The organism is uncultured Zoogloea sp., from assembly GCF_937894855.1.
Classification (GTDB): domain Bacteria; phylum Pseudomonadota; class Gammaproteobacteria; order Burkholderiales; family Rhodocyclaceae; genus Zoogloea; species Zoogloea oryzae.
Genome location: NZ_CALAYQ010000056.1, coordinates 1 through 19,713, shown reverse-complemented (window position 1 = coordinate 19,713; position 19,713 = coordinate 1). Strand labels below are relative to the sequence as shown.

Here is a 19,713-nt window from a genome sequence, read left to right as displayed (position 1 = left end):
GGCGACGGATTTGACGCAAGACTTCAGCGCAAGTCCAACGCAGCGTGCCCGCCACGGACAAGCGCAGCCAAGGTCAGGGATTGGCCGATCGCACTTCCTCAACCGGCCCACCACAAACGCCGCTCACCCCTGCCCCGATCCCTTGCGGTAATGCGCCTCGGCCATCCCCAGTGCGGCCTTCCACAGCGCCGGTGCGCCGCGTTCGATGGGGGGCTGGCAGCGGGCGGTGATCTGCTCCAGCGTCACGTCGCATTCGACCCAGGTGCCGCCATCGGTGGCGGCGTTGTGCAGCATGGGCTGGAAGCGGTCGAGGGCTTTGGCGAATCTGGCGTCGTCGCTCTCGGCGGCTTCGAACTCGAACCATAGTTCGCGGAATTCGGCCGCCTGGGCGTCGGGCAGCAGGCCGAAGAGGCGTTCGGCGGCGAGGCGTTCACGCTCGTCCTGCCCCGCATGGGTTGCCGGCACGTGGAAAGGAACATCCCCGGCGTCGATCTCGACGATGTCGTGGATCAGCAGCATCTTCACGACGCGCTGCACATCCACCGTTCCGGCGGCATGCTCGGCCAGCACCAGGGCGTACATCGCCAGATGCCATGAATGCTCGGCGCTGTTCTCGCGGCGCGAGCGATCGATCAGCGGCGACAGGCGCACGATGCTCTTGAGCCGGTCGATTTCCTTGAGAAAGGCCAGTTGCCTTTCGAGGGTGGACGGGGTCACTTTGCTGCGTTCTCTCTGGGATGGGGGATGGGAAAGTCTAGCAGACCCGCCCTGCCCGCCTTGCCGCCGGGGCTTCGGATGGCACAGCCGGGCTGCCGGCAATGGACGCCACCCCTTCGCGCAGCACTGCGAGAAGCATGTACACCGCTGAGAGAAGCATTCGCACGCCTGCGAGAACCAATCTCAGGGCTGCGAGAGGCAATCTCACGTCTGATTGAAGCAATCTCACGCCTGATTGAAGCAATCTCACGCCTGCGAGTGGCAATCTCAAGGCTGCGAGAAGCAATATCAAGGGTGCGAGAAGCAATCTCACGCCTGCGTGAAGCAATCGCAGGGCTGCGAGAAGGATTCACCACCCTGTAGGTCGGACTTCAGTCCGACAGAATCCTGCATCGCTCTTGTCGGACTAAAGTCCGACCTACAGGGTTGGGGGTGTCAGTAATTTTGTGTTCAAGGCAGTTGGGGGTGCGGGAATGCCTGTTGCGCAGGGGCTTAGCCTAGCAGCGGCAGGTAATCCCGCGTGTAGCAATGCACGTCGGCGCTCGCCGTGGCTTCGGCAATCGGCCACCAGCGCAGGGATTCGTGCTGGTCGTCGATGCCTTGCACGTCAAAATCTGCGGGGACATCGATGCGGTGGGCGAGCACCACATAGTGGGTGGTCACGCCGATGTCGCCGGCAAAGCAATCCGGGTAGAAGTGTTCGAAGGGGCCGAGGAAGGATGGCGCCAGCGCGTGGATGTCGTCGATGCCCAGCTCGCGGCGGGCCACCCGCGTGAGGGCGTCGGCGCGCCTTTCGTCCTTGAGGATGCGCCCGCCGGGCACGAACCAGCTTCCCTGCGCCGGGCGGTTGGTGCGCAGGCCGAGCAGGATGTCGCACCCGCCGCGCACCAGCACCAGATCCACCGACACCAGGGGCAGCGCCCCCACCAATTCGACAAAACCTTGCTGCGATTCCACCTGTAGCACTCCGGGCTCTGCCGCGGCAGGCCGGTGGCCCGCTTGACGCGGTGCGCCATCCGCCCCCAATATAACCGGATGCAATTCACATCCGCCACTTACGCCCTGATTTGCCGCCGTGCCCTGCGTGCATGGCGCGCTGTCGTGCGTCCGTGGCCCGGAATGGACTAAAACCTCTCCATTCCCTGATTTTTCCGAAAGGCCGCGGTTCTCACAGACCGCGGCCTTTGTGTTTTTTACGCCCCTGAAAGGAGCCTGCCATGTCGTATCCCGTCTTCACCTCCCTCGCCGATGTGCGCCTGCGTATCGACGCCATCGACCGCCAGCTGGTGGCCCTGATCGCCGAGCGCGGCGCCTGTGTGGCCCAGGCCGCCGGCTTCAAGCGCAGCGATGCCGAAGTCGCCGCGCCCGATCGGGTGACTCAGGTGCTTGCCCGCGTGAATGGGCTGGCCGTGGAGCTGGGCGCCGACCCGCAGGTGGTCGAGGCCACCTGGCGCGCCATGATTGGCGCCTTCATCGAGATCGAGCGCGCCGCCCGTGCCCGCTTGCACCCACCCGCGCCCCAACACCCCGATTGATCCCGCAGGAGTCACACCCATGTCTGTTCCATTCGCTTACGCTTCGATCATCCTCATCTGGTCCACCACCCCGCTGGCTGTCCGCTGGAGCACCGAAGGCACCGGTTTTGCCTTTGCCGTGCTCGCCCGCATGCTGATCGGGGTTGCCGTTGCCACCCTCCTCCTGCGCCTCGGGCGCCATCCGATTCCCCTTCACGCCCGCGCCCGCCGCGCTTATCTGGTAGGCGGGCTCGGCCTGTTCGGCACCATGGCGCTCACCTATTGGGGCGCCCGTCATGTGGGCTCCGGGCTGATCTCGGTGCTGTTCGGTCTGTCGCCGCTGGTGGCCGGCGTGTTTGCCACCCGCTGGCTGGGCGAACGCAATCTCACCCCCATCAAGATTGGCGGGATGCTGCTGAGCGCCGCTGGTCTGGCGCTGATCTTCCTGCACGACGGCGCGAGCGCAGGCAGCAACGAGGCTGCCGGTGTCTGTGCGCTGCTGGGCGCGGTGCTTGCGTCATCCGCCAGTCTTGTGGGGATGAAGCGCATCGGCGACGACAGCCCGCCACTCGCCACCACCATCGGCTCGATCATCGTGGCGCTGCCGCTGTTTGCGCTGCTGTGGCTCGCGACCGACGGCACCCTGCCCCACGCGATGCCGCTGCGCGCCGGCGGCGCCATCGCCTATCTGGGCGTGTTCGGCTCGGCGGTGGGCTTTGCGCTGTACTTCTACGTGGTACGCCACCTGGAGGCGTCGAAGGTGGCGCTCATCACCCTCATCACGCCGGTGCTGGCGCTGATGCTGGGCCACTGGCTCAACGGTGAGGTGATCGGCCCGAGAGTTGCCGCAGGAACGGGCTTGATCCTCGCCGGACTGGCGATGCACCAGCACACCGCGTGGCGGGTGATCCAGCGCTTGCGGGTGCGGGCTTAGGGGCGTGGGCGCGGAGCCGACCCTCGCCGGGCCGGCGATGCCCCGGCACTCCGCGGGCGGTGCACGAAAACGGGGCGGTTCCGCTCAGGGAGCCGCCCCGATGTGCCCGACAGCGGGCGGGATGGGCGTCAGCAGCCGGCGGTCTTCTTGAACGACTTACTCTCGTTCTTGCCGCCCGCGTTGTCGTACTTGGCGCGGATCTCGTCACCTTCGACGATGCGCTTGTCCTTGAACTTGTCGAGGGTGAGATCGTCGTTGATGTTGATGGTGACGCTGTCCCCGGACTTGTTGTCCTTGAGGATGGCGACGGCCGACTTGCCGTCGGCGGCCAGCTTGATCTTGGTGATGACACCGACCATCTTCACGTCGTCGGCCACGGCCGGAGCGCTGAAGGAGGCGGCCGAAATCACGACGGCCACGGAGAGCATCAGGTTGGAGATGAGCTTGCGCATGGTTGGGTTCCTTTAATCAGCGGGGCTTCATGCCCTCAGAATTTCACTTCGAAGGTGGCGTAGGCGTTGTAGGCGTTGTCGAGCGGCGTGGTGGTCATCATCTGGCCGTTCACGTCGGACATCTTCACGGGAGCGCCAACCCAGTTGTTGCTGCCGGTGTACTGGAAGTCGTAGTACTGGAAGCCAAGGCGAACGAAGCTCTTCGCAAGATAGGACGAGATCGGCCGGCTGTTGAGTTCCTGGATCAGGTAGAGCTCATAGACGTTGCCGCGGGTGCCCACCTTGGATGTCCACATGTCGGTGGCCGCCGGGGCAAAGGTGATCCAGTTCTTGGAGCCGTGGTTGTACTCAAAACCGAGCTTGGTCCTGGAGGGCAGGTCGTAACGCACGCCCAGGGCAATGGCGGTGCCGGTCTTGTCGCGGGCGGCTTCGGGGCTGAAGAAGCCGCCGGTGAGCAGCCCCTGGAAGCCGAACTGCGCCGAGACGTTGTCGTTGGGATGGGTGACGCTCATGCCCAGATCAGCGAAGTAGTTGAGATCGCCCACGCCCACCTGCTTGATGGTGCCCATGGCGCCCATGCCGTACCAGTCGATGTCACCCAGGTTGACCTTGGGCATGGTGTTGCCGAAGTAGGTGTCCTGCATCTTGGGGGCGTCGAAGATCTTGAAGCCCCGGTTCCATTGCAGCCACACCCTCAGGGGGTCGGTGTCGATGGGGATCAGGGCCACGCCGAGCATGTCGGTATCCTGCAGCGAGTTGCCGGGGGTGGACCGGAAGCCGCTTTCAAAGCCGCGGCCGTAGCAGATCTTGCCGTAGGCGCCGGGCAGGCCGTCGATGTCGGGCGCCCAGCCGACGGTCATGCCGTCGAAGGCGTAGTCCACCAGCAGCGAGGGCGTGCCGCCGTTGCCGGGGCGCGGGGCATTGAGGCGCAGGTTGCTCGGGGCACCATGGGTGGACGGGCGACGGCCCACCGAGAACCAGATGTCCTGGTCGGCGATGTTGCTGACGGTGGCAAAGGCCCGGTCGACGTTGAGATAGCTGCTCGACGGGATGTGGCCGAGGGTGCCGTCGAAGACGCCCACGCGATCGGCGAAGTACGGGGCCGATCCGCCGTTGGTCACGGCATCGTCGTCGCCGGCGCCGAAGGTCTTGTACATCACCAGCCGGGCGTTGACGGTCACGTCCTGGGTGGCCTTGGCGACGAGATCGAGCCCGAAGCGGTTGGTGTAGAGGGTGTCGTTGCGGGGCTTGTAGGCCGCCACCGGGACGCCGAAGCTGCCCAGCGCACCCATCATGCCGGCATTGGCGCCCATGAAGCTCTGGGCCTGCTGGTAGGTGCGCACGCCGGACATGTCGGAAGCAAACCGCATCAGCCCCGCCAGCGCGGCGCCATTGGCGGGCGTGGGGTTGGCGAAGAAGTTGGCCTGGAGCTGGGCCTGGGCGTTGGCGAAGGTGGCGCTCACATCGGTGAAGGGCTTGGTCTCGCCCCACAGGCTATCGACACGGAACTGGTAATCACCGCCGATGGTGAGCCAGCGCTCGGAGGATTTGTCCTCGGCCTTGACCACCTTCTCCTTCAGCTCTTCAGTGGCCTGGCGGTTGGCGGTGGTGGCGGCGTTGTTGGCTTCCACCTGGCTCTTGAGGCGGGTGAGTTCCTGGGAGAGGGCTTCGATCCGCTTGAGCAGTTCGGCGTTGGTTTCGGCCTGGGCCTGGAAGGGCAGGAACAGCCCTGCCACCAGGACGCCGATCAAGGTTCTGACATGACGGGTTTGCATGACAACTCCCTGTAAGCTGCGTTGTTTGAATCAGTGATCGTCGTCCCAGCCGGTGACCATCGCCCGGAAGTGGGCCATTGGCGTGTGGCCGGTGGTGCCGAGGTAGATGTGCCCGATCAGGAAGGCCAGCATCAGGAAGGCGCCCACCGTGTGCACGGTGGCGATCGTCCCGAGGTCGACGCGGAAACCTGCGGCACCCAGCTCGTTGTAGAAGAGATAGGCCAGCCCCGAGAGCCAGATCAGCGGCGTCACCACCACGGTCACGCCCAGGTAGGTCTGGGCCTGCATGGGGTTGTGCTTGCGCTCCCGGGTCGGCTTGAAGGGGTGAGGCTCGCCCTTGAAGATCCCCACCGAATAGAAGCGGACGATCTTGTCGATGTTCTTCATCGTGGGGATGTATTGCCGCCACTCACCGGTGGTGAGGTGCCAGAACATGGCAAACACCCACAGCCCGATGAAGGCCCACACGGCGGTGGTGTGCACCCGGTGGGCCTGCTCGAAACCGAGCAGGTGATAGCTGCCGTGGATCTCGAAGCCGGTGATCAGCATGCCGATGATGAGCACCGCCTGAATCCAGTGCCACAGGCGCTCGAAGCGGGTGAAGATATAGACGCGTCCCATGATCCCGTCTCCCGGTCAGTGCTTGCGATTGACGAAGCGGATGAGGCCATGCACCAGCACGCCGGCAAGGAGTGCCGCCGCAGCCAGCCAACCCACCGTATCGACGATGCGGTTGCCACCCCGGCCGGGGATGTAGATGCCCTCTATCTTCTCGAGGCGTCCGCCGCGGGCGTGACATTCGGTGCAGGCCAGGGCCTTCTCCTTGGGGGCGACCATGTGGGTGATCGGCCACATCGCCACCGTCTCGATGAAATCCACCTTGCCCGAGTAGGGCTTGCCCACCATGGCCATGCCCGCGGTGATGGCCTTCTGCCAGTCCATGTTCTTCCAGTAGGCGGTGTCGTCCTCGCCGGCCAGATGGGCCACCACGAGGGAACGATTGACCGGATCGAAAGGCTGCTTGCCACGGAACACCTTGACTGGCCAGATCATCGACTTGCCATCGTCCGGCCCGCCTTCAAAGGTGTTGATGGCGATCGGCTGGCGGCTCTTGTCGATGTCGTCACCGAGCAGGGTGTATTTCACCGAGCCGTTGAACCACATGTACTCGGGGCGGACGTTCTCTTCGAGCACGAAATCGCCCTTGATGCCGTTGTAGGTGATGTGGCCGTCGTCGTTGGTGATGACCAGCGGCTTGCCCTTGGCGTCGCGCTTGCCGGAGGTGGACCAGTCCCAGGACATCTTGGTGGGCATGTCGCCCCGCGCGAAGGCAGGGATGTGACAGGTCTGGCAGGCCACCTTGTCGGTGTGGTCGTTGAGCTTGGCCATGCCGTGGGGCGCCTGGCCGTGGCAGGCCTGGCAGGTGGCCGGGTTACTGCTGTCGGCCTTGCCGCGCATGTGGGCGCCGCCCTTGTCCATGGCGGTGGGCGCATAGCGGCTGCCGGGCACCTGGTGGCCGTCGGTCTTGTGACAGGTGGCGCAGGTGAAGTTGTTGCCCTCGGCGTCCATGTGCACGTCGAGCGCCTTGTCGGGCTGTTCGAGGGAGCTGTCCAGATCGCCGTGCTTCACGGCGTCGCCGCCGCCGCCATAAAAATGGCACGCGCCGCAGGTTTCACGACGGGTCTTGCCGACCTTCTGGGCGATGGCCTGCAGATCGATGCCGCGGATGATCTTGCCGGAGCCAGGGGGAAACTCGGTGTCCTTGGTCACCGGGTTGCCGGCAAAGCCGGAAGGCTTCTTGTATTTGCCGGTGGCGTCGTGGCACACCAGACAATCGACGTTCTCCTGGGAGGCGAAGTCGAACTTGCTGCCGTCCTCCATCCCGTAGCCGATGTGGCAACTGGCACAGGCCTTGTAGTTGGACGATACCGAGGTGCAGAAATTGTTGATCACATGTCGCTTGCCGAGCGTCTGCCCGGTGCCGGGATTCACGTATTCCCACTTCCAGTGCTGGGTCTGGTGAACCTGCTTGGCGGCTTCCGTGTGACACGTCAGGCAGGCCTTGGTGACTTCCGGGCCAGACTGGAACGGTCGCTGGAGTTCCTTGAACTTGCTGTGATCCGCCGTGGACTTGAGCAGCGCCGCAGTGGCCGCCCCCGCCTTCTGATCGGCCGCCGCATGGGCAGTCCCTCCCATCAGCGTAGCCATCGACAGCGCGAATAAAAGTTGCTTGAGCACTTGCATACGCCCCCCTCTTGCGAATCAACCGACTGAAGTGGTGCACGGCAAAACAGCACAAGTGCAATCTAAGAACTTTCTAATATTCGAATATTGATATTCGTCAATACCCACGATGAGATCACGGTTAAAACACACGTTGCCGGCAACGATGTCGCGGCGCCTTGTTGCCGGGCCGGTTTTTGCCGCGACCAGACATCCCGGAGCGTGGTGGATTTCACCGAAGCAAAAGCGCTCGCCCCGAACGACAAAAGGCCGCGCACCGGGCGCGGCCTTTCATCTGCCGGTAAGACGGAAAAGGGTCAGTGGGCCAGAAAATCCACCACCATCCGGTTGAACTTGTCCGCATGCTCCCACTGGGCCCAGTGCCCGCAGCGGTTGAAGATGTGCAGCTCGGCGTTGGGCATGCCCCACAGCAGGCGCAGGCCTACGTCCATCGGCACAAAGCGGTCGTCGCGGCCCCAGATGACCAGCGTCGGGGCGCTGATCTCGCCCAGGCGCGGGCCGTAATCGGGGAACTGCTTGGGGTTGGCGGCGAGGCTCTTGACGAAGTTCTCCAGGTGATCCTTGCGGGCCATCATGTTGTCGAGGCGGGCCTGGTACAGCGCGTCGGTGAGGCTGCTGGTGTCGAAGACGAACACCGCCATCATCTTCTTGAGGTTCTCGATGGTCGGGTCGCGGTACAGGCCCTGCAGCAGCTTGATGCCTTCGGTGGGCATGGGCACGAACTGGCTGGGGCCGCCGGTGCCACCGCCCATCAGCACGAGCTTGCCGACGCGGCCGGGGTTGAACAACGCGAAGGCCACCGCACTGTGGCCGCCCATGGAGTTGCCGATGATGTGCACCTTGTCGAGGCCCAGCGCATCGAGCAGGCCCTTGAGGCAGCGCGCGTTGAGCTCGGAGCGGGAGCCGGTGCACACGATCGGATCGCTCTTGCTCCAGCCCGGGCAGTCCATCAGGATCACCCGGTAGCCGGCAGCGACCAGCGGCTCGATGTTGCGGTTGAAGTTGGCCCAGCCGCTGGCGCCGGGGCCGGAGCCGTGGAGCATCACCACCGTCTCGGCGCCGCTGCCGCAGTCGTTGTAGTGCAGTTGCAGGTCGAGGTCGCCCTCGGTGATGCGGACGAACTTGCTGGTTTCGGCTTCGGTCAGGGCGGGGGTGGGCGCGGCGGTCGTCATCCTGTTTCCTTTCGGCGTGACGCAGGCCGGCGGCGGGGCCGGTCGCGACTTATTGTTGTGGGGTCGGGGGCCGGCGCGGCGCGATGGACACGGCACGCGGCCCGGCCGGGCAGTACAGCACAGGCGGGCGTGCCGATGCATCCCGGGCGGGCGGAATGTCCACTGCTTGCACAGCCGAAGGCGGTCAGCCCTCGTCGGGCAGCATCTCGTAGAAGTTCTTGCCGATGGTGTCGATGTGGCGCACGCCGAGCTCGTCGGCGATTTCCTGGCACATCTCGAAGGCCAGCACCAGCTGGGCGCGGGAGGTGGCGTTGCGCAGGTGGTCGCGCACCGGCTGGTCGCCGTGGCGCAGGCTCTGCTCCATGGCGTTGAGGAGGTACAGCCTCGCCAAGGCGAGGGATCGCCGCTGACGCGGTGCTTTGGCCGGTTGATCCGGCACGGGTGCAGGCGCCGGCCGGCTGCGGGCATCCACCTGCGCCGAGGCGCGGCTCGCCACCGCCGCCACCGGCCGCGGGCCGCCGACACGGATCACGAAGCCTTCGTCGTGGAGCGTTTCAAGCGCCTGGCGCACGTCGCCCAGGCCGGCGGCGGCGTCGATCAGCTCGGCCACGCTGCGCCGGCCGTCCACGAGAATCAGCATCGTCCGAAGGCGCGGCGGAACCCGTCTAGTGCGGGTTGCGATCTCCTCCACCCCGGCCACGGTCTTGGCCAGAATCCAGTCGTTTCCCATTGCGCGCCCTCGTGCTGCCATCTGATACGGGGCGCGAGTATATGAAATGAAAACTTCAGTTACGTGACACCCGCCGATGACGGAAACTGGCCGGGGCGTGGGCGAACACCACCGAGAAGACGAGGATCAGCCAGAACAACGCGGGGCGGGCCGCTTCATCCACGACGAAGATGCCGATCAGCACGAACTTGACCAGCAGCGAGAGCCCGGCAAATTCCTTGAGCCACAGGGCGTTGGACCACGCATCGAGCGCCGCCATCGCCACGCCCGAGGCGACCATCAGGATCAGGAAACCGTGCGCCTGCGTGCCGGCAAGCAGCCCGGCCCCCACGCCCACCACGCCGGCCAGGTGGGCCGCACGCAGCAGCACCCCCAGCCAGCGCCGGCCGGGAAAATCGCGGTAGGTGGATGATGGCCCGGCGCTCATGGCGTTACAGGTTGGCGCGGGGCTCCCAAGCGTAACCGCGCCGGGTGAGTTCGTCGGTGATGCGGGCCATCGCGGCCTCCACGCTGGCCACCGGGCCCTTCATGCCCAGCTCGATGTGGCGCGGCACACCGTCGCCGCCCACGCTGGGCAGGCTGAACAGGGTGGCATCGGGAAAGTCCGCGGTGATGGCTTCCATCAGGTCGATGAGCTTGCCCTCCAGCGCCTCCCAGGCGATCACCGAGCGCTCGACGTAATCCACCTTGTGGTGCAGGTGCGCGAGGCGCTGATCCAGCACCCATTCGACCATCGGCCACGCCATCACCGGAAAGCCGGGCACGAAGTAATGGTTGGCGATGGAGAAGCCGGGGATGCGGTTGTAGGGGTTGGGGATGATCTCGGCGCCCAGCGGATACACGCCCATCTGCAGGCGCTGGGGCGTGGTCTCGTCACCAAAGCGGGCGCGGATCTCGGCTTCGGCCTCGGGGTGCAGGGCCAGGGGCAGGCCCAGGGCCTCGGCTGCGGCCTGGCGGGTGTGGTCGTCGGGGGTGGCGCCGATGCCTCCGAAGCTGAACACGATGTCGCCGCTGGCGAAGCTCTCCTTCAGCGTCTGCACCAGCCGCGGGCGCTCGTCGCCCACGTGGCGCGACGAGGTCAGCCGCAGGCCGCGGGCCTTGAGCAGCTCGACCACCTTGCCAAAGTGCTTGTCCTCGCGACGACCGGAGAGGATCTCGTCGCCGATGATGATTGCGCCGAAAGCCGGCGTGGAATCCGCAGCCATGTTCAGTTCACCTCGATGATGTTTTCGCGGCTGCGCGCCACGCGCAGGGCCGACAGCAGGTAATGCACGAAGGCCAGCCCGGAAAGCGCCGGCGCAAACAGGTTGATGAGCGGCAGGTGCGCCATCGCCGCGCCCACCAGCCCCACGCCGAACAGCCCGCTGGAGTGCTGGGCCGGCAGGGCTTTCATCTCGTGGGTGTCGGCGTGGGCCATCAGCGCGTCGTAGCGGAAGGCGCGCTGGTTGAGCCAGGCGGTGAGGATCAGCGAAATCAGCAGCCCGGCGCCGGGGATCAGCCACAGGGGCAGGCTCAGCACCAGCAGCACCAGAAACTGGATCACCGAGGTGAGCGCGTTCCAGACGCTGCCGATCTGGCTGCCGCCGCTGCGGCGGGCGATATCGGCGTAATCGCTGGCGGCGACACGCTCCAGCATCAGCGGCAGCGCCACCGCCGCCACCAGGAAGGCCGCGGTCACGTAGATCACCGGCAGCGCCAGCACCACCAGCCCGATCTTGAACATCAGCAGCGCCACCATCAGCGCGCCCTCGGACGAGGCCAGCCAGTCGCCCACCAGCGGCATCCCGGTGATGAGGCTGCTGCCCAACGCCACCAGCGAACCCCAGCTCGTCACCAAGAGGCCCGTCCAGATGATGCTGGCGGCCAGCGTCGGCCACATCAGGTGCCACAGAATGCCCGGCCGGCCCAGGCTGCGGGCGGCGGAGAAGTAGGACAAGAGGATCGTCTTCATGGTTGGAGCAAGGATGTCAGGTCAATCGGACTGTGCAGGTATTTTTGTAGGTCGGACTTCAGTCCGACAACGAGGCTTGATCCAGGCGGACGTGTCGGACTGAAGTCCGACCTGCAGGAGCGTAGCCCGACAGCATCGTGACCGGCCGCGCCGCATGGCCGAATCTTGATCCGGCACGACAAGCACCGCAAAACCGGAAGCCCCCGCATTTTCGCCGATCAGCGGCCGGCGGTCACCCCGCAGGTGCGCAGGCCCTTGGTCACTGCATTGGCGGTGAGGGCACGGCGTTCCGGCGTGGCCAGCTCGATCGCCTCGGCCGGATGCACGATCACCCCGGCCTCCAGCAGCACCGCGGGCACCGTGGATGTCTTCAGCACCACCAGGTTGTCGTAGTAATACACGCCGTTGGTTTCGTCGGCCCACGGGCGGCCGATGCCGGCGGCCTCGGCGTGATGGGGCGTGGGCTTGAGGCCCGCCGCCCGCAGCGCGGCGCCGATGCTGCTCGCGCAGGCCAGGCTTTCGGCCAACCGCGGGTTCTTGCGTGACACGAACAGCGAGAAGCCCCGGGCGTATTCGGAATAGCGCTGCTCCTTGCCGTCCACCAGCCACGTCTGCTGGTACTCGGCCTTCACCGAATCGTGATGCACCGACAGGAAGAACTGCCCGCCCGCCGCCTCGGCCTGGGGCGCACGGGCGTACAGGTCGGCCATCTCGCCCTTGTAACCGATCAGCCGCACCGGCACGCCGTCGGCCTCCAGCCGGGTGGCAATCACCGCCGCGAGGTTCTGGTTGTACTCAAACTCGGTCACCCCGTAGGCGCTGGTGGCGCCGGGCTTCTCGAGGAAGTGGCCGACATCCACCGCCACCGGGCCCGCCGCAACAGCCGCGCAGCCCGCCAGCGCGAGGCAGACCGCCAGCGCGCTTTCACACATCCTGTTCATCAACGCACTCCACTGAAACTCAATTCGCCGTGGGGCGAGTAGTCGAGACGCTGGGGCGTCCGGGTCGGGTCCACCACCAGCGCGGTATCGCCACCATCGGCGAGCACGCGATCCCCGACCTGGCTCACCCGCACCGTCACCGCCGGAATGCGCGGGTAGTCGGACGTGAGCCGTACCGTGTAACGGTCGACGAACTCGACGGTCACCGACACCCCATTGCGGGATCCGCCCTTCGAATCCGCCACCACCGCACCGCGATACACGCCAGCGATACGCGCCGCCGACCACTCGCCCTCGCCCGCCGACGCACTTTGCGGCGCCGGCACCAGGGCCACGGGCGGCACGGCCCGCTGGGACACGCCCCAGAACACCCCACCCGCCAACACCACCGCCAGCGCAGCCAGCAGCGGCAGCCGCCGGCCGCCAGCCGGTGCCGGCAGCGTAGGCGGCGCCACCGGCGCACAGGGCGCTTCACCCAGCAGCGGCTCCACCGCCTCGCACAGCGACGCAAAGCCCGGGTGATCCGCCGCCCCGCGCCAGTCGGTCAGATCCGCCGTCTGCTTGCGGCGGAACTCCAGCGGCAGCTTGACCGGCACGATCATCGCCGGCACCAGCACGCCCCGCTCGGCGCCCACGGCGGCTTCGTTCTTCACCCATTCCGAGGCCGCCGAATCCGGCGACCACAGCACCACCACGCACTTCGCCGCCTCCAGCGCCTGCTCGATGGCTGAATCGAAAGCCTGGCCCGGCACGATCCGCCGATCCCACCACACCGCCCAGCCCCGCGCCTCGAAGGCAGAGGCAAACTGCCGGGCGCGCTCCCGGTCCTCGCTGGCGTAGCTGATGAAGATGTCGGTCATGCCTGCTCCGCGTGGTGGGTGTCAGTCGTTGGCATCGTGCACCTGCCGCAGCGCGTAACCCCGCGCGGCAAGGATTTCCAGCAGCCCGCCCTTGCCGCCGATGTGCCCCGCGCCCACCGCGATGAAGGGCCGGCGGCCGGGCTTGAGGCCGCGCTCGATGGCCTCGGCCATCTCCACGTTGCGCGCATCGAGCAGCGCCTCGAGCAGCGGCGCGGCGTCGGGCCCGCCGGATTCCTCGCGCAGGATGCGGTCGATCTCGGCCACGTCGCCGGTGCGCCAGGCATGCAGCATCGCTGCAAAGTATTCCGGCGCGGCGGCGTCCTCGATCAGCGAGACGACCTCGGTCAGGTAGGCCACCTGGGCCTTGTCGCCGCCGGCCGAGAGCGCCGCCACCTGTTGCTCGACCCGCTCCAGCGCCCAGAGTTCGATGCCCCGGGCGCGGGCGTCGCGGGCCAGCGAGAGATCGATCCCCTGCCCTGCCCCGTAGCCGGCCCGCTCGGCCGCCTTGAGGGTGAGGAGCGTGCTCACCATCCACGGCTGCATGCCCTGGAGCACCGCCTGGGGCAGGCCCAGCCGATCCATCGCCAACGCCACGCGGGGCCGCAGCGCGGGCGGCAGGATGTCGTCGAGCCGCTCGCCGGCCGGCAGCCGCGCCGCCTGCATCAGCAGCCGGGTGAGGCCCGGGTCATCCGGATCGAGCTCCAGCGCCAGGCTGTCGGCGCCGGCAAAGGCCGCGCGCACATCCGCCGGCAGCGGAAAGCAGGTCGCGTCGCACACGTGGATCGTGCCGTACAGCCAGGCGCGAAGCGTGCCCTCGCCGTCGCGCAGCTCCCACAGGAACAGCGGCCCCTTCGCCGCCGCCAGCCCCGCCCACAGCAGCAGGGCGCCCGCCAGCAGCGCCCGCCCGATCCGACTCCAGCCCGATGCGTTCAACCGAATTTCTCCACCCGCTACAATGCGCGATTGCCAAGGCCCGAATCATGCCCGAAACCACGCCGCTTCCGCCCGCCATCCTGTTACTCGGCCCCACCGCCAGCGGCAAGACCGCCTGCGCCCTGGCCCTCGCGCGGCGCCTGCCGGTCGAGATCATCAGCGTCGATTCGGCCCTCGTGTATCGCGACATGGACATCGGCACCGCCAAGCCCAGCGCGGACGAGCAGGCCGCCTGCCCGCACCATCTCATCGACATCGTGAGCCCCGAAGAGGCGTACTCCGCCGCCCGCTTCTGCGAGGACGCGCGCCGGCTGATGGGCGAGATCACCGCCCGCGGCAAGGTGCCGCTGCTGGTGGGCGGCACGATGCTCTATTACAAGGCCCTGCGCGAGGGCCTCTCCGAGCTGCCCGAAGCCGAGCCGCAGCTGCGCAAGGACATCGAAGACGCCGCCGCCCGCGACGGCTGGCCGGCGCTGCACGCCCAGCTCGCCGCCCTCGACCCGGACGCCGCTGCCCGCCTCAAGCCCAACGACGCCCAGCGCATCCAGCGCGCGCTGGAGATCGTCCGCCTCACCGGCCGCCCGCTGGCCGACAGCTACGCCAGGCGCGACGACGCAGAAGAGACCCACCGTTTCATCCCCATCGCCCTGGCTCCGAGCGACCGGGCCGTGCTCCACGCCCGCATCGAACGCCGTTTCGACACCATGCTGCTGGCCGGCTTCGTGGATGAGGTGATCCGCCTGCGCCGCCACTACCAGCTCGACCCCAACCTGCCGTCGATGCGCTGCGTTGGCTACCGCCAGGCCCTGGAATTTCTGGACGGCCAGTGCGACATGCGCAGCTTCCGCGACAAGGGCGTCTTCGCCACCCGCCAGCTCGCCAAACGCCAGATCACCTGGCAACGCAACTTCCGCGAGAACTGGGGCGATCTGACCGAGGTGGATTGCCTCGCGCCAGATATGGAAGCGCAGGTGTGGGAGATCGTCGCCCGTGGGCTGGGCTGAATCGACCGCAACAACGCCATCAGCACGGCAGGGGGCCAGTCGCCCCGCCACCTCCCCATCGGCTCCCGCATCGCCCGGCAAGCCACGCGCGACAGCCTGCGGCCACTCCCTGCCCTCAGCCACCTGCTGCCCGACATCCGGCAATGCCTGCACGACATCGAGCACACACTGCACGACGTCGGGCAATCCCTGATCGACATCGAGCAATCTCCGACCGACATCGAGCAATCACTACTCGACATCGAGCAATCGCTGCCCGACATCGGGCAAAGGTCGCTCGACGTCGAGCAAATGCTGCTCGACATCCGGCAGTCATTGAACGACGTCGAGCAGGGCTTGCCCGAGATCGAGCAAAAATTGCCCGACGTCGGGCAAGGGTTGCCTGATGTCGAGCGGAACTTGCCGGAACTCGCATCAGAGGAGCGCAGAGGGCGCCGGAAACGGCCCGAAAGCCGCCCTCGGCAAGGGATTGCGGCGGTTGCGCCCCCCTGCGTCACGCCCTGCAGGTGACCGCGACGGCCTGCGGCAAAATGCCCCCCGTAGGTTGAGCTGAAGCCCACCCGACGGGAAACGCCCCGATCAGGCCGACACCGACAGCACGCCGCTCGCCGCCGACGTGGTCGAATCGCCACCGTAGGCGCGAATCAGCTCCATCAGCCGCTGGGCGAGCATGGCGTCGGTCTGGCTCGACGAGCTGGCGCTGCCGGTGCTGGTCGAGTTGCCCGAGGTGCTGCTCTGGGTGGATTGCTCGTAGGCCATCGCCTCGGTGGCGCTCACATTGCCGTCGCCGTTGGTGTCGGCCTTGTCGAAGTTTTCGACAACGCTGGAGATCAGCGACGAGCGCTTGCTGTCGGTGCTGCCGATCTCGTCCAGCTGACTCTGCAACTCGTCCTGGGTGAAGCCCGCGTCGTCCTCACCGCCACCCGGCGGCGGGGGTGGAGGCGGCATTCCGCCCGCGCCACCCATGCGGCTGCTGAAGGCCTGGCTATCCAGCGCCTCGGCGAGCTTCTGCATGCCGCTGGAGAACTCGCTTTCCGTCACCTTGCCGTTGCTGTCGCCATCCAGCGCACTGAAGAGCTGGCTGCTGGCGTCGTTCGCCTGGGACGACGAGGCGTTGCCAAACACCTGGCTGAACGCCGACTGCAGATCACTCTGCTCGATGAAGCCCTGCCCCTTGGCATCCAGTCTGGAGAACAGCTTGCTCGCCATCTGGCTCGGGTCGGGGCGCGTCATCGCCATCGCCGATGCGCTGCTGTAACCGCTGATGCTGCTGACCATGATCTTTCCTTTCCCCTGTGTTGCCGGAATCACTCCGGGCGGCCTGCGCCTGCACCCGGTTCTTAGCAAGATAGCGGCCCAATCCCGCCCCCGCTTGGTGGCGGATCGGGTTAAGGGAGGTAAAGTCGGGTTAAGACATTGGTCTGCACGCCGCCCCGCGGGCCTTGCCCCGCGCGGAAAACGTCGCCCCGGGCAAAAGCTGCCGGCAGGTTTCCGCTGCTGATTGCCGGAACGGCAGGGGTCGGGGGCGGCGGGTGGCGTGAAATCCGGTGGGCATCACGGAAAACGGCAGAAAGTTCCGGCCCGGGGCGGCGCCACAAGGCCACCCCGGGCCGCAAGGCATCAATCCGGCTGGATGCGGCCGCCTTCGATGTACTGGCGCGCGTAGCGCCGCCCGAGGCTGGTGAGGATCTCGTAGCCGATGGTGCCGGCCCGTTCAGCGACGGCGTCGACGCCGTTGATGGGGTCGGCAAGATCGACGAAGGCACCCTCGACGATGCGCGCTTCGGGCACGTCGGTGACATCCACGATGATCGTGTCCATCGACACCTTGCCCACCAGCGGCAGCGGGACGTCTTCGTAGCGGGCGAGGCCGCGGTTGCTCAGGCTGCGCAGATAGCCGTCCGCATAGCCTACGGCAACGGTAGCAAGCCGCGACGGGCGGCAGGCCATCCAGCTGTGGCCGTAACCCACCGCGGTGCCCGCATCGACGCGCCGGGTCTGCAGCACCTTGCCCTGCAGGCGGATCACCGGCCGCATGGGGTTGGCCTGCCCGGCCACCGGGGCGACGCCGTACAGCGCGGCGCCCGGGCGGACCAGCCCGAAGTGATATTCGCCACCCAAGAAGATTCCCGACGAGTTGGCGAGGCTGCCCCGCATCCCCGGCAGCTGCGCCAGCGCCGCCTCGAAGCGCGCCAGCTGCCGGCGATTGACCGGGTCGTGCTGCGCTTCGGCGCTCACCAGATGGCTCATCACGAACTGCAGGGCCAACCCTTCGAGCAGGGCCGGATGCGCGATCAGGCTGGCGAACTCGTCCTCGCTCAGCCCGAGCCGGGCCATGCCTGTATCCACCTGCAGCACGGCGGGGAGCACGCCTTCCTCCCACTGGGCGAGGGTCTGCCAGGCCTTCACCTGGGGCAGGCTGTTGAGCACCGGCACCAGCCGGCTGCGCACGAAGTCCCGCTCCGAGCCGGGGTGCGGGCCGTGCAGCACGTAGATCATCGCGGTCTGGTCGGGCAGCACGGCACGCAGGCGGATGCCTTCGGTCAGGTGGGCCACGAAGAAGCTGCGGCAACCGGCGCGATACAGGGCCGGAGCCACGCGTTCGGCACCGAGGCCGTAGGCGTCGGCCTTGACGACGGCGGCGCGTTCGGCACCGAGGCCGTAGGCGTCGGCCTTGACGACGGCGGCGCATTCGGCGCCCTCGGCCTGGCGCCGGAGCAGGCGCCAGTTGTCGCACAGGGCATCGAGATCAATGGTCAGCACGGCGCCGGCCTTGGTCACGTTCGAGTCGATCATGCTTGGGGTCTTTCAGGATTCGGATTCGGGTTGGAGCCGGACAGGCACCGCTTTAGGGGCGGAAGCCCCGGTGCCGGTGGCGCAGAGGCGATAGCCGATGCCCAGCAGGGCGAACCACACCGGCGCCACGTAGAGCGCCACGCGGGTGCTGGGGTCGAGGGCCAGGAGCCCGCACACGGCCACCATGAAGGCCACCACGACCCAGTTCATGTACGGCGCGCCGGGCATCCGGAAGGACACCGCCTTGACGGTGCCGGCCGCCACGGCCCGGCGGTAGCCGAGGTGGGCGAGGACGATGATCGTCCAGGTCCACAAGGCGCCGATGAGCGAGATGCTGGTCACCCATACGAAGACCTGCTCGGGCACCAGATAGTTGAGCACCACACCGATGCTCATCACCAGGGTGGACAGGGTGATGGCGTTGGCCGGCAGGTGGTGGCGATTCACCCGGCCGAGGGCCTGGGGCGCCTGGCGGAACTGGGCCAGCGTGTAGAGCATGCGCCCGGTGCTGAAGATGCCGCTGTTGCACGACGAGGCCGCCGCGGTGATGACCACGAAGTTGATGAGGCCGGCGGCGCCGGGGATGCCGATGCGTTCAAACACGAACACGAAGGGGCTGACGCCCGGCCGCAGCTCGCTCCACGGCACCAGCGCCATCATGATGACCAGCGCGCCCACGTAGAAGGCGAGAATCCGCCAGATGATGCTGTTGGTGGCGCTGGGCAGCACGCGCTCGGGGTTCTGGGCCTCGCCGGCCGTCACGCCGATCAGCTCGACGCCCTGGTAGGCGAACATCACGATCTGCAGGGTCATCACCACGCCGAGGATGCCGAAGGGCATGAAACCGCCGTGGCTCCACAGGTTGGAGAAGCTGGCCGTCTTGCCCAGCGGGGTGATGTCGAAACAGATGATCGCCAGACCGACGAGGATCATCCCGACGATGGTGACCACCTTGATCAGCGCGAACCAGAACTCCAGCTCGCCGAACAGCGCCACCGAGATCCGGTTGGCCGAATACAGCACGGCAAGGGTGACGAGCGCCGGTATCCACTGGGGCACGTCCGGAAACCAGTAATTCACGTACACCGCCACCGCGGTGATCTCGGCCATGCCGATGGTCACCCAGGTGAACCAGTACGACCAGCCGGTGGCAAAGCCGGCGAAGGGGCCGATGAACTCCTCCGCGTAGGAGGCGAATGAGCCGGCCACCGGGCGGTACAGCAGCAGCTCGCCGAGTGCCCGCATGATGAAGAAGATGATCAGCCCGCCCACCGCGTAACTCAGCAGCAGGCCCGGCCCGGCCACCGAGATCGCGCGCCCCGCCCCAAGGGACAGGCCGACGCCGATCGCTCCCCCGAGGGCAATCATCTGAATGTGCCGATCCTTGAGGCCCCGATGGAGATCACGCGCCTCGTGGGCGGCCTCCTCGGCCAGCATTGCTTTTACATCTGTCATGACAAGATCCTTTCATTGCCGCCCGGGTGTGAGCGGGCTGTCAATCCGGCATGGGCAGGTGCGCCCGCCACCGGACGGATGATGGGAAAAGCAATCAGGCCAGCCGGGCCACCACTTCGATTTCCACCTTCACGTCCCGCGGCAACCGCGCGACCTCGACGGTGGAACGGGCCGGCGTGTCAGGGCTGCCGCAGCTACCCTAATAGCATTGCCCGAGCCCAAATAACGTTCACGG

Annotated in this window: 21 protein-coding genes and 1 pseudogene; 4 read left to right on the top strand and 18 right to left on the bottom strand. The window is 66.9% G+C overall.

The genetic code is table 11. The features are described 5' to 3' along the window. Nucleotides 1-123: 123 nt before the first annotated feature. The gene (locus Q0672_RS07595; RefSeq protein ID WP_298621318.1) at nucleotides 124-717 is read right to left on the bottom strand and encodes an HD family hydrolase; all 594 of its coding nucleotides are present in this window, start codon (nucleotides 715-717) and stop codon (nucleotides 124-126) included. Nucleotides 718-1,209: 492 nt separating this feature from the next. Next, on the bottom strand, nucleotides 1,210-1,674 hold the full coding sequence (locus Q0672_RS07590) for an NUDIX domain-containing protein (RefSeq protein WP_298621315.1): 465 nt from the start codon (nucleotides 1,672-1,674) through the stop codon (nucleotides 1,210-1,212). Nucleotides 1,675-1,934: 260 nt separating this feature from the next. Between Q0672_RS07590 and Q0672_RS07585 the strand changes: the two genes are divergently transcribed. Beyond that, nucleotides 1,935-2,252, top strand: coding sequence for a chorismate mutase (locus Q0672_RS07585; protein WP_298621312.1), 318 nt, complete (start codon nucleotides 1,935-1,937; stop codon nucleotides 2,250-2,252). Nucleotides 2,253-2,271: 19 nt separating this feature from the next. After that, the gene (locus tag Q0672_RS07580) at nucleotides 2,272-3,165 is read left to right on the top strand and encodes a DMT family transporter (RefSeq protein ID WP_298621309.1); all 894 of its coding nucleotides are present in this window, start codon (nucleotides 2,272-2,274) and stop codon (nucleotides 3,163-3,165) included. 128 nt (nucleotides 3,166-3,293) lie between these two features. On the opposite strand, the gene Q0672_RS07575 is transcribed toward Q0672_RS07580, so the two are convergent. The 12 genes from Q0672_RS07575 to Q0672_RS07520 form a co-directional block, all read right to left on the bottom strand. After that, the gene (locus Q0672_RS07575; protein WP_298621307.1) at nucleotides 3,294-3,617 is read right to left on the bottom strand and encodes a hypothetical protein; all 324 of its coding nucleotides are present in this window, start codon (nucleotides 3,615-3,617) and stop codon (nucleotides 3,294-3,296) included. A 35-nt stretch (nucleotides 3,618-3,652) separates the two neighbouring features. Further along, nucleotides 3,653-5,392: a DUF3373 family protein gene (locus tag Q0672_RS07570; RefSeq protein ID WP_153160469.1), complete on the bottom strand. Its 1,740-nt coding sequence runs from the start codon at nucleotides 5,390-5,392 to the stop codon at nucleotides 3,653-3,655. 30 nt (nucleotides 5,393-5,422) lie between these two features. After that, nucleotides 5,423-6,013, bottom strand: coding sequence for a cytochrome b/b6 domain-containing protein (locus tag Q0672_RS07565; protein WP_298621302.1), 591 nt, complete (start codon nucleotides 6,011-6,013; stop codon nucleotides 5,423-5,425). Between the two features lie 15 nt (nucleotides 6,014-6,028). Beyond that, entirely contained in the window at nucleotides 6,029-7,636 is a 1,608-nt protein-coding gene (locus Q0672_RS07560) for a tetrathionate reductase family octaheme c-type cytochrome (protein WP_298621299.1), read from the bottom strand. 296 nt (nucleotides 7,637-7,932) lie between these two features. Then, nucleotides 7,933-8,808: an alpha/beta fold hydrolase gene (locus Q0672_RS07555; RefSeq protein WP_298621296.1), complete on the bottom strand. Its 876-nt coding sequence runs from the start codon at nucleotides 8,806-8,808 to the stop codon at nucleotides 7,933-7,935. Between the two features lie 184 nt (nucleotides 8,809-8,992). Continuing rightward, entirely contained in the window at nucleotides 8,993-9,538 is a 546-nt protein-coding gene (locus tag Q0672_RS07550; RefSeq protein WP_153160472.1) for a hypothetical protein, read from the bottom strand. A gap of 55 nt (nucleotides 9,539-9,593) precedes the next feature. Beyond that, on the bottom strand, nucleotides 9,594-9,965 hold the full coding sequence (locus Q0672_RS07545) for a hypothetical protein (RefSeq protein ID WP_298621291.1): 372 nt from the start codon (nucleotides 9,963-9,965) through the stop codon (nucleotides 9,594-9,596). Nucleotides 9,966-9,969: 4 nt separating this feature from the next. Beyond that, complete coding sequence (locus tag Q0672_RS07540; RefSeq protein WP_298621289.1) at nucleotides 9,970-10,743, bottom strand: molybdopterin-binding protein; 774 nt, start codon at nucleotides 10,741-10,743, stop codon at nucleotides 9,970-9,972. A gap of 2 nt (nucleotides 10,744-10,745) precedes the next feature. After that, nucleotides 10,746-11,489 carry an EI24 domain-containing protein gene (locus Q0672_RS07535; RefSeq protein WP_298621286.1) on the bottom strand — a complete coding sequence of 248 codons (744 nt, stop codon included), beginning with the start codon at nucleotides 11,487-11,489 and terminating at the stop codon, nucleotides 10,746-10,748. Between the two features lie 218 nt (nucleotides 11,490-11,707). Next, nucleotides 11,708-12,430 carry an N-acetylmuramoyl-L-alanine amidase gene (locus Q0672_RS07530; protein WP_298621284.1) on the bottom strand — a complete coding sequence of 241 codons (723 nt, stop codon included), beginning with the start codon at nucleotides 12,428-12,430 and terminating at the stop codon, nucleotides 11,708-11,710. Next, nucleotides 12,430-13,290 (bottom strand): toll/interleukin-1 receptor domain-containing protein, encoded by an 861-nt coding sequence (locus tag Q0672_RS07525; RefSeq protein ID WP_298621282.1) that lies wholly within the window; start codon nucleotides 13,288-13,290, stop codon nucleotides 12,430-12,432. Before Q0672_RS07525 ends, Q0672_RS07530 begins: the two co-directional genes overlap by 1 nt. Nucleotides 13,291-13,311: 21 nt before the next feature. Beyond that, a complete protein-coding gene (locus Q0672_RS07520) occupies nucleotides 13,312-14,223 on the bottom strand; it encodes a TraB/GumN family protein (protein ID WP_298621279.1) in 912 nt (303 codons plus the stop codon). 47 nt (nucleotides 14,224-14,270) lie between these two features. Here Q0672_RS07520 and miaA point away from each other — a divergent pair, with 47 nt between their 5' ends. Beyond that, on the top strand, nucleotides 14,271-15,227 hold the full coding sequence (miaA, locus tag Q0672_RS07515; protein WP_298621277.1) for a tRNA (adenosine(37)-N6)-dimethylallyltransferase MiaA: 957 nt from the start codon (nucleotides 14,271-14,273) through the stop codon (nucleotides 15,225-15,227). Nucleotides 15,228-15,518: 291 nt separating this feature from the next. After that, nucleotides 15,519-15,737: a hypothetical protein gene (locus Q0672_RS07510; protein WP_298621274.1), complete on the top strand. Its 219-nt coding sequence runs from the start codon at nucleotides 15,519-15,521 to the stop codon at nucleotides 15,735-15,737. A 69-nt stretch (nucleotides 15,738-15,806) separates the two neighbouring features. Here the strand turns inward: Q0672_RS07510 and Q0672_RS07505 are convergent, their stop codons facing one another. From Q0672_RS07505 to Q0672_RS07490, 4 genes and pseudogenes are all read right to left on the bottom strand, one after another. Beyond that, on the bottom strand, nucleotides 15,807-16,505 hold the full coding sequence (locus Q0672_RS07505; protein WP_298621272.1) for an EF-hand domain-containing protein: 699 nt from the start codon (nucleotides 16,503-16,505) through the stop codon (nucleotides 15,807-15,809). A 342-nt stretch (nucleotides 16,506-16,847) separates the two neighbouring features. Next, entirely contained in the window at nucleotides 16,848-18,023 is a 1,176-nt protein-coding gene (gene alr, locus Q0672_RS07500) for an alanine racemase (RefSeq protein ID WP_298621270.1), read from the bottom strand. 12 nt (nucleotides 18,024-18,035) lie between these two features. Then, nucleotides 18,036-19,478 carry an amino acid permease gene (locus Q0672_RS07495; protein ID WP_298621268.1) on the bottom strand — a complete coding sequence of 481 codons (1,443 nt, stop codon included), beginning with the start codon at nucleotides 19,476-19,478 and terminating at the stop codon, nucleotides 18,036-18,038. A 94-nt stretch (nucleotides 19,479-19,572) separates the two neighbouring features. After that, nucleotides 19,573-19,647: pseudogene (locus tag Q0672_RS07490) on the bottom strand (deaminase); the annotation flags it as partial. Between the last annotated feature and the right edge of the window lie 66 nt (nucleotides 19,648-19,713).